The organism is Photorhabdus khanii NC19, assembly GCF_000517265.1.
Lineage (GTDB): Bacteria > Pseudomonadota > Gammaproteobacteria > Enterobacterales > Enterobacteriaceae > Photorhabdus > Photorhabdus khanii.
Map to the genome: position 1 here is coordinate 331,138 of NZ_AYSJ01000013.1, position 11,717 is coordinate 342,854.

The window sequence follows — 11,717 nt, forward strand, 5'->3', positions numbered from 1 at the left end:
GTTGATGCTATTCTTATTTTGACTCAGTTGTTTTTCTAGTTAAGTAAATTCCTACTAACACAAACAATACTCCAACAATCTTCACTAACCCAGGAGTAATCCCCTGATATAACCAATCAAGCAGTACCGCTGATAACATTTGCCCGGCAATAACAAGGATGGCGGCATTCATCGCCCCTAGTTTAGGGAAAATATAGCTACTGACTGCTACAAACAGAGCGCCAAACACCCCACCCATATAAGCCGCTGCTGGAATAGAGTCAAAATCCCATTCATTCCATTGCCAACTCGATAAAAGCGTTAATACCACTGTTAAGAGAAAAAAACCACCGATATGATTCCAAAGTGAAGCACCAAAAGAACCTATCGAGACACTTAATTGCCCATTAATCGTCCTTGTTGCCGCTATAAATATGCCATTTAAAAAGGCAACAAAAATCAAACTCAACATTAGTTGCTTCCCCCAAACAGAATTAACATACTGCCAAATAGAACAAAGAAAATAACATATAAATCTTGTATCACTATCTTTCTTTTTTTTGTTCTTAAAAACCCGAAATGATCAGCAACCAGACCAAAAAGTATTTGCCCAACTAACCCTAATGAAATTGTACTAGATAATGGTAGCCCACCATTAATAGCAACAGCCGCTAACACAACGGTAAGCGCACCAGGAATACCACCAAGATAAAACCATATAGGAATATTCGATTTCTTATGTTTCTTTTCGTCTGTTTCTTTTTTAGAAAAGCACTTAGCCACAATAATAAATAATATCAAAGCAACAATCGTACCAATACCATGAGCTACCCATGATGCAAAAAAGGGTGTTGTACTTTCCGACAATATACTATTGGTGTAAATCATCAATGTCAGTAGACTTCCACCAATAATTGCCAATAAGATATTTCTTATCGTATTAATCACTTAAGTATATTCTCCTCAATAATATGGCATACGTCATAAAAACAATTAGCAATCCAAGTTGGCCTGGCTTCTTCCAACATACCGACACTATGTATACCATATGTCACTGCTATTGATCGCATGCCAGCTGCCCTTGCCATATAAATATCGTGAGTGGTATCACCTACCATAACAGCCATCTCTGGTACAGCACCGTAATATTCCAAAATTTTCCTTCCTGATTCTGGATCAGGTTTAGGTTTTGAAACGTGATCAGCACCAATTATCCGGTCAAACACAGCGTCTATTCCCGCAGCCTCAAGTAATGCTGTCGCACTTGCGGTAAATTTGCTGGTCGCTACCGATAGTTTTATATCTTTTTTATTTAAAGCGATTAATCCATCTTCAACACCAGGAAATAACAATTCCTTTGCTTTTGGCAGAATACACCGACGATACTGCAATTGATATTGTTCAACAGCTTTAGAGATTAACGCCTTTTCAACAGATATATTTAAGAGCGTTGCAAATGCTTTCTCTAAAGGCAGACCAATTGTAGCGCGAATGTTTTCATCTCCTACTAATGGAATGTTAAATACCTTAAAAACAGCATTGAACGTTTCTATTATTGCTCGAGAAGTATCAAACAATGTACCGTCTAAATCGAAAATGAGTATTTTATTCATTAAAAATATCTTTAAAAGATCCTCAGTTATAAAAATAAATTAATAATTTGGCAATTTAATCAACAAGGTTTCTTTGAGTTTAATTTCAGGGAAATAAACCTCTTCATTCCATTTTTCTTGTTCGATCGGCTCTAATGAAATGGAAATAACCTCTTCTCTACAACCAAACATCTTTGTTACCACCTTTGTCAATTCTAAAGATAAGATATCTTTATCTTCTTGTGAGAGGTGAGCAGGAAAATGTTTTATATTAATATGTGGCATATGTCCTCCTTTCAATTCTAAAAGAGAATTACTCTAATTTTGTTATATCGCATTCAAGATGGTTTATAAGTTCCGAAATATCGATCACCAAAATCACCAATGCCTGGATTCATAAAAGCATCTTCATTAAGTCCATTTTCAATTGAAGAAGTAACCAGTTGAATTTTAGGATATGATGTCATGATTCTATGAAGACCAACAGGAGAAGAAAGAAAATTAACAACAATAATATTCTCTTCAGGTACGCCTTTTTCTTTTAATAAATCGATAGCCTTAGCTAATGATCCGCCCGTCGCCAACATAGGCTCAAAAAGTAAAATAGCTCTCTCTGCAATATCATCAGGTAAGTTCGAATAATAATAATGAGGCAGTTTTGTCAATTTATCTCTTTGAATAAGAATTTTTCCCGCTGGGGAATCAGGATACATTTTTCTATATTCGCCTTCTATGCTTTCTCCGGCACGTATTATCGAAACACCACAAAGTTTAGTATTTAAAACAGTTCCATTATAAATATCCCCAATGGGGGTTTGAATATGATGAGAGGTATAGGGTAGCAATTCAGATGCTGCCTCTAATAATAATCGAATAATACGATCAGAGTAAAACACAAACTCCGATTGTTCGGCATTACGATTACGCGCTTTTGTATGCAAAGAAGTCAAATACTGACTTTTCGGTAAAACATGTACGTTATTATAATTATCCATTATAACTCCAACTAATATTTATAGATAAATGTTATTCAGTTGTGTTTGATCTAAAATAAACTGGTGATAATCAATGTGTCTATTGAGATCATCCACATATCGATTAAAAGATAAACTCTCATATCCATTCTCTTAATGCAATAGGCCGAATCTACAGAATATTTTATATACTACTACTTTATTATTTAAATAGTTGTATTTAGCAATAAAATCAAAAATAGGCTCTTAAATTCAAGCCTTATTTTCAGACTTGTCTTATTTCTCTATAAACCTTTATATGGAACCATAATCTGACTTGTCAGAAAAATAAAAAATGGATAGATTTTAAAAGATAATTGCTATGGAGAACGGAAAAATAGAGCTTGGCATAGGTGGATAAAGCGAGAACCCCTTTGCCAAATTCAATTCAAGCCGCTGATATTGAATACAGTCTTGCTATGGCAATGACCGAACATCAACTTTACGCAATGTAATAATTTCTTATAGTCAATATATTAAGATAGTACATTTTCCCGAATAAATCGCAGAAAACTATTATAGCTCTTACCAGAATCATCAACAGATGCTAAAGTTGAACTATATCAATATTCCTAATTTCTAATGAGCATGCCATATGATCCAGGAAAAACGTGTTATTCGTCGAATCCAGTCTGGTGGTTGTGCGATCCACTGCCAGGATTGCAGTATTAGCCAGCTGTGCATCCCTTTCACCCTGAATGAACACGAGCTTGACCAGCTCGATAATATCATTGAGCGTAAGAAACCTATCCAGAAAGGGCAAACTTTGTTTAAAGCAGGAGATGAGTTGAAATCTCTTTATGCTATCCGTTCTGGCACGATTAAAAGCTACACCATCACCGAAGAAGGTGATGAACAGATCACAGGTTTCCATCTCGCAGGGGATTTAGTGGGTTTTGACGCCATCCTTAATACTCAGCATCCAAGTTTTGCTCAAGCCTTGGAAACATCGATGGTTTGTGAAATTCCGTTTGAAACACTGGATGACCTGTCCGGTAAAATGCCTAATCTTCGCCAGCAAATGATGCGTTTGATGAGTGGGGAAATTAAAGGCGACCAAGAAATGATATTGTTGTTATCCAAGAAAAACGCGGAAGAGCGATTAGCCGCATTTATTTATAACCTCTCCCGTCGTTTCGCTCAACGGGGTTTCTCACCAAGAGAATTCCGTTTAACCATGACTCGTAGTGATATTGGTAATTACCTTGGTCTGACTGTTGAAACCATTAGTCGTCTGCTTGGACGCTTCCAGAAAAACAATACTCTCGGCGTAAAAGGTAAATACATCACTATTGAAGATATGGATAAACTGGCCGACTTAGTCGGGAAAAAATCTGTTTCAATTACCTGATGTTAAAACCAGATTATCCGTCAATCTCCTTTCTACCTCGTCTTGAGGAGGATGGAAAGGAGGCAGTTTTCCCGCTCGGCGGCGGACAACATTGAATGGCGTGGCATATGACCTGCTTGTTCTTGAAAATGAGGGTTTAGGCTATTTTTGCCCATCCCCCGATAGGGTTCAAAGTTGCTTTTCAGGCCCTTCCACTGTTTATGACTTTAATCTGTAAATAATGTCGCCAGGTCAACCGACTTGACGAACTCATCAACGCTAAATGTTGTTGCTATGTCATTAAACTCAAATCGACCGTAGAAATTAATGTGTTGCCACGCCACTGGCGATATTTTCACCAGCTGTCCCATCTCAAATAAACCGTCAGGATCACCTCTTTCAAACAAACTGGACAAGAGTTCTGCGTTGAAATAAATAACTGCATTGGCTATGAGTCTGGTACATTCGTGGATAATATGTTGTTCATTTTCACTTTTTACATTCATTTTGCCCCCGTTGACATGCGCTATCGCTTTTTTCAATCGGTGGTAAGCTTCACCACGGTTTAATGCTTTGGCAACATATTGGCGCAGGGATTTATTATCAATATAGTCAAGCATATAGATGCTTCTTATAATATTATCCAGCTCCCACAACGCTTTTTTTGTTTTATTTTGTCGGGCATAAGAGCTTAATTTCCTAACAATGGATGATTGCGTCGTTTCCTTCTGACCAAGAGAAGCCATTATATGTTGAATATTTGGCCACTCTTCGATAATCAGTTCTTCATTCACTTTACGAATAGGCTTAATAAGGAACTCTTCACTGTATTTCCCGGGCGGCTCAAACCCAATGATACCCTCTGTTTTTGTTGGAAAATTTTTGTAACGTGGGGCAAACTGCCAGCCAAACGCGTATAAAATCCAAAAATTAACCTGATTAGTGCCGTGGGTATCTACAGAATGGCGATCGGGAGCTATCTCTGTCGTATTATTGTAAAGGAGGTCGAAAACAAAATAACTCTCGTGCTCGTGGGTACCTATTACTTTTGCATTGATTGGCACATGATTACCGACCAGTGTTAACGCTGAAATTCCTTTTTTAAGACCGAAGTATTTTGATGCATATCTTGCGTTGGCTGTATTTCTTTGGGTCTCAAACCGTTGCCCATCACTGCTGGAGTGGATCACATCCGACTCAATATCGTAGTGTCGGAAAATAGATAATTTGGCGGTCGCATTAGCGACAATATCCTTGGACTCCTTTAACGTTTCCATTCGGAAGAAGTTTTGATATGTCGTTTGTAGCACCTGACGACTTATGTCAGAAATCTCTCCCATCCTGCCCAGGCTCATATTGGTGCCAAGGGCAATAATCCAGCTGTAAAGGTATTTTTGAAGTGATTTAGTTAAAAAATTAACAGGGAAATCTTTGTCGGGTATTCGCCGCAAAATTTTTCCGTCCCTAAGACAAGTCAGGACAAAGATTGCGGCTTCAAGAAGTCCTGACTCATCGGTATGGCTACTAAAGTCCAGTACCCGGATAATTTGACGCAGATTCTTTTTAAAGGCGGCCGATAAGGTATCCAGGTGTTGCCAATGAAACTCCTCTTCACCAAAGCCTGATGATCCGATAAAGATGGTCACTATCTCCATTTTTTCCCTGTTCAACAATTGAAATGCTTTGGTTCGTATCTCACCAAAAGAGACATTGTCAGTGATGTCAGGGTTCAAGAAAAAAACCAATATTTTGCCCGTGGCCTTGATATCTTCATTCGCTTGAGACTTCCTTTTATACACCATATCCTTAGCAAACAGCTTAGCGGCTTCTTCATACTGGCGGACATGGCAAATAAAGGCTTCGACCAGATTGTCATTGATGACATGCGTTCGATGGTAGGTGTAGCAAAGAAGATAAAAATAAGCGATCAAAGGATCAAATCGCCGAAGCTTATAAACTGAATAATATTCAACCCGTGTTGCGTAATAGCGGATGCTTTCATTTGATATGCAAAGTGAGGGTAACCACTGACAGGCAAATTCATAAAGGGGACTAAGTTGTTTTACCCAGGCGGATTCTCTGACAATTTCGGTATAACTAAAGTCCCTTAGTGCCTTTTTTAGTTGGGTTATCCAGTGCAGACCCTCTGATTCTTCAGATAATAAATTTGTGAGTGCCTCTTCCATGTCAGGATTAAGATCTGATTTTTATTGAGGTGACTTAACAATGCCCGCAAGATAAACACAGGCTTAGCTGATCTTTTAACAACCCGTGCGGCCAGCTCAGCTACTTGTTCTGCCATGATACTGTTATAGCGTTGGTAATTCAGATGCAGGCAAATAAGTCTTTGCAGTTGTATCCGGGTCGTCTTGCCCTGGAACTTTTATATTGGCGGCAGAATGATCAGGGAAATGGCAAGCCAGAATATAAGAGATATCCGTGATGACATCTTCCAGCGTGTAGGTAAAGAACATTTGCCTGGATTTAAAATACCCAAGCATAAGAATGAAGTTCACCCTGGAGTTAACAGACCAGCCTTGCGGTATTATCTGATGCTCCGTGTCGGATAAGGTGAAGTAATATTCTCGTTCCTCCAAAGTAAATCGAGGCAGGCCAAAATAGTCCTGAATTTCAGGCAGAGTCAGTATAGTCAGGCGCTTTTTATTGGTATTCATTTTTTTATTCTTAATATGGCAGGGCTACATTGAGTATGTCACTTTATCTTTTTCCTGCTACCTTTAATAGACATAGATTTATATACAGTTTATATTACATCTTTCCATCCGTACTTAGGCTAGAACAAGGCTGTCAATTAAACCTTCGTTTAACTGACACATCAAAAGTGAGAAGAAAGCTTTATGGCGCAAAAAATTGATGTCCGGGGTATAAAAGTCTCTGTCTTTTCCGACAAACAAGATGACTATATATCGCTATCTGACATCGCTAAGTACAAAGATGGCGACCGCAGTGATTACATTCTGCAAAACTGGATGAGAAACCGCAGTACCATTGAGTTTATCGGTTTGTGGGAACAACTCCATAATCCCGATTTTAATTCCATCGAATTCGATGGATTTAAACATGAAGCGGGCGCAAACAGTTTCTCTCTCACGCCAAAACGCTGGATCACAACCACCAATGCAATCGGGATCATATCGAAAGCGGGCAGATATGGCGGAACCTATGCGCATCGGGATATTGCTTTTGAGTTTGCTTCCTGGATCAGCGCGGAGTTTAAGCTCTATCTATTAAAAGAATTCCAGCGGCTCAAACAAGCAGAAAATGAACAGAAAAATCTGGAATGGAATGTTTCGCGCACTCTGGCCAAGGTCAACTATCATATTCATACAGAGTCAATAAAAACGAACATTATTCCCGCCCTGGAGCTTAACCCAAAAGCAAGAAACTTTGCTTACGCTATTGCCTTTGATTTAGTTGTCGCTGACACTGAACAACAACATGGCCCAGCTTTTTGTAGCGATCCAATCCCTCAAGGACCAATCGTGGTTTCCTCCCTCAGTGCGTGACATTCGCGCTTTCAGAATTGAACAATGGTCTGAATCCTGATGCTGCAGACGCCTCATCGGCTGATTATCTTGCATTGATAGCGCGATTGACAGGAGTTAGTGACAAGGCGGCTTCAGGAGATGTGCCAGGATCAGATCTGTATCACCCACTAAAAGGGGGGATACCGTTTCCACTTCTACTCGAAGCCAAGCTCAGACACGCTGCTGAAACCGGAGAGTCAATTTAATTTGTCGATCTGCTCCTCCTCTGACCTGTCCGGTTTGCCTATATTGGTTTATCTTTAGTATTGAAACGTATTTTGTCTAGCCTCTGTGAGGGTACTATGTATGGCAAACTATCAAAACCTTTTAGTTGCAATTGATCCAAGTCAGGACGATCAGCCGGCATTAAGACGGGCAGTTTATATCGTGCAACGTAGCGGTGGCCGGATTAAAGCTTTCTTACCTATTTATGATCTCTCCTATGAGATGACAACCTTGCTCTCCCCCGAAGAAGCCAGTGCTATGCGTAAAGGTGTTACCAGCCAGCGCACTGCCTGGCTTAAACAACAAGCGCACTACTATCTGAAAGCCGGTATTGATATTGACATAAAAGTGGTATGGCACAATCGGCCTCATGAAGCCATTATCCAGGAGGTCATTACGGGTGAACACGATTTGCTTCTGAAAATGACGCATAAGCATGACAAGCTGGGGTCCTTGATTTTTACCCCACTTGACTGGCAGTTACTGCGCAAATGCCCATGTCCGGTATGGATGGTAAAAGATCAGATATGGCCGGATCAGGGCTCTGTTCTGGTTGCGGTTAATTTATCTAATGAAGAATCGTACCATCATGAACTGAACCTAAAACTGGTCAGTGAAACCCAGGAACTGGCACGCCAGATAATGCCAGATCCCGAAATTCATTTGGTCAGCGCTTATCCTGTCGCACCGCTGAATATTGCTATTGAACTACCGGATTTCGACCCAAGCATTTATAACCATGCGCTGCGTGGTCAACATCTTATCTCAATGAAAGAGCTTCGCCAGAAATTCTGCATTGATGAGAAATACACTCATATCCATGAAGGGTTACCGGAGAATGTTATTCCTGAAATGTGTGATGAGATGAATGCGGGTATTGTCGTTTTTGGTATTCTGGGCAGAACAGGGCTGTCTGCTGCTTTTCTGGGAAACACCGCAGAACATGTGATCGACCATCTAAAATGTGACCTGCTGGCTATCAAACCTGATGGCTTTACATGTCCTGTCAAAGCAGCCAAAGAGTAACAGTAACAAAATGATAAGTATCCATTTGGTGCTAAAACCCGGAACAGATTTTATGTCCCGGGTTTATTGACAAGAGTTTTAACGCCAGATAAACGGTTCAGGCAATGTAACGCCAAGGATCTCCTCGCGTGCTATGCGCCAGAAAAGACGAATACCTGCTTTAACTTGATGAGTTTCTTTCCCCAACACTTTGAAGATTAGACCGCATTGATTAGGTAAGCGACTGGCACCGCTGGCTATGCCGGTTTCAGCATTGTATTGAGGTATGATGCGCGCCAGAATGCGATCATGGTGAACCGAAGGTGTCAGTAAGATCACATTACCGAACACATGAAATGGCCCCATCACCCCGACACTGTTCAACGGTTGTTTTTTAGGCTCCAATACATAACGTTCAGCAAACAATATTTTGTCTTCGAAATCCATTGCCGTAATCCGTGATGAGTAAACATCAAATTTAAACCCCTGATCGGCGGGATGGTATTTACGACCAGACATGATTATCTCGGAATAAATTAACGTAGCAGTTGGGTGAATGGTTATCTGGGTATCAGTAATAAACCGGGAGCCACTATGAGGTATGACCGGATCGGGCATCATTTCCAAATAGCCTCCCTGCGCTATCTGAATAGTTTGTACCTGCGCCGCATAGTTATTCACCATTGAATGAATCTTTGTCGCCGATTGGGTGGTGACATGACCAAATGCATCTTGAGCAACATGAATGTCGAGCGCCAGCCTGTCCCCCTGCAATATACATCCCGACGTGGAGATCATAAATACACACGGCATCTGCGGCAGTGCCTCATCCCAATACAGCGCCCGTTGCACCAAATAAGGAACCCGGCGTTCCATGCGGGCCAGAATACTGTGGTCGCCACGCCGGGCAAACCCCAATCGCAGATAGCCGCTTTTACCGATATCACCGCTTGCCATCTGGGGAGGTTCATCCTGAAACAGGGCAAGTTCCGGCGCGTTGAAACCAAGCTCGCTAACCCGTTTATGTGCTTCACCAATGATTCTCTGCGAGCCGGTAGAGGTCATTGTGTCGCCTGTAGCGAGTGAGTAAATAAGAAATCTCGCATGATCATATTTACCAGCGTTTCAACGCCTTCACCCGTCTTGCAGTTGGTGAGGATATAAGGACGCTGACCACGCACGACTTGAGTGTCACTCTCCATTACTGCCAGACTGGCACCAACATAAGGCGCCAAATCGATTTTATTGATCACCAGAATATCCGCCTGTACCAGTCCAGGCCCGTTCTTGCGCGGAATTTTTTCCCCGTCAGCCACATCAATCACATAAATATAAAAGTCCGCCAATGCCGGGCTAAACGTGAGTGTCAGGTTATCCCCACCACTTTCAATTAACACGACATCCGTGTCAGGAAAACGAGCCTCCATTTCCTCGACAGCGGAAATATTCATACTGGGATCTTCGCGCACTGCTGTGTGCGGACAAGCGCCGGTTTCCACCCCGAGTATCTTCTCCTCATCCAAAATACCTTTCAGTGTCCGTTTGACCTGTTTAGCATCCTCAGTGGTAACAATATCATTGGTGATAATCAGGGGTTTTATTCCGCGCTGAATCAAAATAGGCGTGATCACTTCAATAACCGCCGTCTTACCTGAACCTACCGGGCCGCCAATACCAATTCGGGTAATTTTTTTCACAGAAATTTCCTCACTCGATTAAGACGTAGTTGTTAATTACTAAACAACCGGGTAAACGCACCGACGTGCAGTGCAGCCAATACATCGGTCACGGGTGCATAAGATGCCATCTGCTCAATTCCACCCTTTTCCGCCTCATCACAAAATAGCTCAATATCCTGATTCAGTGAGAACAAGATACGCTGAACTTCAATATGGGTGATGCGCATCAGACGTATGGCTGCACTGAGTATTGTCATTGCGACACCATATTGATGCATAACAATGACTTCACGCGGAACAGCACCTAATGCACTCATGACGACTGCCAGGGTAATCGGATAAGTCCCTGCGGCAATATCACTCTTTATTTGAGTCAGCCACCATGCAATCAACGACTCACCGGTTACCTCAACCGCCATTTCCGCTAACTTTTTCCCCATCCGCGTCACCATAGTGCGACTTTCTTCATTTAATTTGCGGTTAAATACTGCCCAATCATGGGAGATGGCGGCGTCACGCTGCCCATTATTCAGTGCCTGACAAGCAGCAATCACCGCCCGGCCATCACCGCTAACCGCCTGTAACAACGCCGTCCGGGTAAAATCGCTTAATGTTGCCACGTCATACACGATTTTACTCTGAATGGCTGATTCCAGGCCGTTTGAGAAAGAAAACGCGCCAACAGGCAACACGGAATCAGCAAATTGCATGATTCTGATTAAGCGGAGTGCATTCATTTTAATTTGATCACATGCTGATTCAGAAACGTGTTATCGACATGGACATGTGTTGCGGAATCCTCTGCACCACCAAATAATAAGCGTGCCTCGGAATTGTTAAGGTAAGGCAAGATCTCTTCGCCTTTGATAAAGGAATAAGGCAGCGCATGAAAACCATGCGTTTTCATTACCGAATCCATCACTTTAGTTGATACTGTCAGCGGAATATAAATCTGATTATTTTTAATCACTGACTTCCAATGCTGGTTACCTAAAGCATGACCAAGTTCGAAACTGGTTTTCATCACTGTCTCTGCATCCAACGACAGTAATGACTTCAAATGAATAACCATCACATCACGCAGGCTCATCTGGACAATAACGGCCAGCCCTTTAGTTTCATCCCACAACAAAATATCGCCGTCCGACAATACCTGATTGCGGTCAAGAGAAATCCCCAAATCCAACCCGTTAAGCGTGGATTTGCGGCAACGGCTTTTTTGCGCTTCCCATTGCGAAAGCACTAAAATATCCGGCGAGATGCCTTGCAAGCGATCTCGCCAGAAAGCATCTTTTTTGGCATTACCAAGAATCTGTTCAATAACAATCATAAGATAATCCTCTGAA

The 11,717-nt window shown here is 41.6% G+C and carries 14 protein-coding genes; 3 read left to right on the forward strand and 11 right to left on the reverse strand.

What is annotated here, in order from left to right:
• Positions 1-13: 13 nt before the first annotated feature.
• From PTE_RS13450 to upp, 5 genes are read right to left on the reverse strand one after another with little or no spacing between them, the layout of a single operon-like run.
• Positions 14-451 (reverse strand): DMT family transporter, encoded by a 438-nt coding sequence (locus tag PTE_RS13450; RefSeq protein ID WP_036847347.1) that lies wholly within the window; start codon positions 449-451, stop codon positions 14-16.
• Entirely contained in the window at positions 451-927 is a 477-nt protein-coding gene (locus tag PTE_RS13455; protein ID WP_036847350.1) for a DMT family transporter, read from the reverse strand. Before PTE_RS13455 ends, PTE_RS13450 begins: the two co-directional genes overlap by 1 nt.
• Positions 924-1,592 carry an HAD family hydrolase gene (locus PTE_RS13460; protein WP_036847354.1) on the reverse strand — a complete coding sequence of 223 codons (669 nt, stop codon included), beginning with the start codon at positions 1,590-1,592 and terminating at the stop codon, positions 924-926. The genes PTE_RS13455 and PTE_RS13460 overlap by 4 nt, the downstream gene beginning before the upstream one ends.
• A gap of 39 nt (positions 1,593-1,631) precedes the next feature.
• The gene (gene pptA / locus PTE_RS13465) at positions 1,632-1,856 is read right to left on the reverse strand and encodes a tautomerase PptA (protein WP_036847357.1); all 225 of its coding nucleotides are present in this window, start codon (positions 1,854-1,856) and stop codon (positions 1,632-1,634) included.
• A 53-nt stretch (positions 1,857-1,909) separates the two neighbouring features.
• A complete protein-coding gene (gene upp / locus PTE_RS13470; RefSeq protein WP_036847360.1) occupies positions 1,910-2,566 on the reverse strand; it encodes a uracil phosphoribosyltransferase in 657 nt (218 codons plus the stop codon).
• Positions 2,567-3,179: 613 nt separating this feature from the next.
• Between upp and PTE_RS13475 the strand changes: the two genes are divergently transcribed.
• Entirely contained in the window at positions 3,180-3,935 is a 756-nt protein-coding gene (locus PTE_RS13475; RefSeq protein ID WP_036847363.1) for a fumarate/nitrate reduction transcriptional regulator Fnr, read from the forward strand.
• A 206-nt stretch (positions 3,936-4,141) separates the two neighbouring features.
• Here PTE_RS13475 and PTE_RS13480 read toward each other — a convergent pair whose 3' ends face one another.
• Both PTE_RS13480 and PTE_RS13485 read right to left on the reverse strand, forming a co-directional pair.
• A complete protein-coding gene (locus tag PTE_RS13480; protein ID WP_051477404.1) occupies positions 4,142-6,100 on the reverse strand; it encodes a Tn3 family transposase in 1,959 nt (652 codons plus the stop codon).
• Between the two features lie 123 nt (positions 6,101-6,223).
• Positions 6,224-6,589, reverse strand: a complete 366-nt coding sequence (locus PTE_RS13485) for a DUF4158 domain-containing protein (protein WP_036847366.1) — start codon at positions 6,587-6,589, stop codon at positions 6,224-6,226.
• Positions 6,590-6,772: 183 nt separating this feature from the next.
• Between PTE_RS13485 and PTE_RS24580 the strand changes: the two genes are divergently transcribed.
• Together PTE_RS24580 and uspE are read left to right on the forward strand one after the other, a co-directional pair.
• Positions 6,773-7,441, forward strand: coding sequence for a KilA-N domain-containing protein (locus tag PTE_RS24580; RefSeq protein ID WP_110742908.1), 669 nt, complete (start codon positions 6,773-6,775; stop codon positions 7,439-7,441).
• Between the two features lie 327 nt (positions 7,442-7,768).
• A complete protein-coding gene (gene uspE, locus PTE_RS13495; protein WP_036847369.1) occupies positions 7,769-8,713 on the forward strand; it encodes a universal stress protein UspE in 945 nt (314 codons plus the stop codon).
• Positions 8,714-8,791: 78 nt separating this feature from the next.
• Here uspE and PTE_RS13500 read toward each other — a convergent pair whose 3' ends face one another.
• The 4 genes from PTE_RS13500 to PTE_RS13515 are packed head-to-tail and all read right to left on the reverse strand — an operon-like array spanning position 8,792 to position 11,701.
• Positions 8,792-9,757 carry an urease accessory protein UreD gene (locus tag PTE_RS13500; protein ID WP_036847373.1) on the reverse strand — a complete coding sequence of 322 codons (966 nt, stop codon included), beginning with the start codon at positions 9,755-9,757 and terminating at the stop codon, positions 8,792-8,794.
• Positions 9,754-10,389: an urease accessory protein UreG gene (gene ureG, locus PTE_RS13505; protein ID WP_036847376.1), complete on the reverse strand. Its 636-nt coding sequence runs from the start codon at positions 10,387-10,389 to the stop codon at positions 9,754-9,756. Before ureG ends, PTE_RS13500 begins: the two co-directional genes overlap by 4 nt.
• Before the next feature lie 32 nt (positions 10,390-10,421).
• Positions 10,422-11,108 (reverse strand): urease accessory protein UreF, encoded by a 687-nt coding sequence (locus PTE_RS13510; protein ID WP_036847379.1) that lies wholly within the window; start codon positions 11,106-11,108, stop codon positions 10,422-10,424.
• Positions 11,105-11,701, reverse strand: a complete 597-nt coding sequence (locus PTE_RS13515) for an urease accessory protein UreE (RefSeq protein ID WP_036847382.1) — start codon at positions 11,699-11,701, stop codon at positions 11,105-11,107. The genes PTE_RS13510 and PTE_RS13515 overlap by 4 nt, the downstream gene beginning before the upstream one ends.
• Positions 11,702-11,717: the final 16 nt, after the last annotated feature.

Coding starts and splice junctions, on each gene's coding strand:
- PTE_RS13450 (WP_036847347.1), bottom strand. CDS start 451: ATGTTGAGTTTGATTTTTGTTGCCTTTTTAAATGGCATATTTATAGCG.
- PTE_RS13460 (WP_036847354.1), bottom strand. CDS start 1,592: ATGAATAAAATACTCATTTTCGATTTAGACGGTACATTGTTTGATACT.
- pptA (WP_036847357.1), bottom strand. CDS start 1,856: ATGCCACATATTAATATAAAACATTTTCCTGCTCACCTCTCACAAGAA.
- upp (WP_036847360.1), bottom strand. CDS start 2,566: ATGGATAATTATAATAACGTACATGTTTTACCGAAAAGTCAGTATTTG.
- PTE_RS13475 (WP_036847363.1), top strand. CDS start 3,180: ATGATCCAGGAAAAACGTGTTATTCGTCGAATCCAGTCTGGTGGTTGT.
- PTE_RS13480 (WP_051477404.1), bottom strand. CDS start 6,100: ATGGAAGAGGCACTCACAAATTTATTATCTGAAGAATCAGAGGGTCTG.
- PTE_RS13485 (WP_036847366.1), bottom strand. CDS start 6,589: ATGAATACCAATAAAAAGCGCCTGACTATACTGACTCTGCCTGAAATT.
- PTE_RS24580 (WP_110742908.1), top strand. CDS start 6,773: ATGGCGCAAAAAATTGATGTCCGGGGTATAAAAGTCTCTGTCTTTTCC.
- uspE (WP_036847369.1), top strand. CDS start 7,769: ATGGCAAACTATCAAAACCTTTTAGTTGCAATTGATCCAAGTCAGGAC.
- PTE_RS13500 (WP_036847373.1), bottom strand. CDS start 9,757: ATGACCTCTACCGGCTCGCAGAGAATCATTGGTGAAGCACATAAACGG.
- PTE_RS13510 (WP_036847379.1), bottom strand. CDS start 11,108: ATGAATGCACTCCGCTTAATCAGAATCATGCAATTTGCTGATTCCGTG.
- PTE_RS13515 (WP_036847382.1), bottom strand. CDS start 11,701: ATGATTGTTATTGAACAGATTCTTGGTAATGCCAAAAAAGATGCTTTC.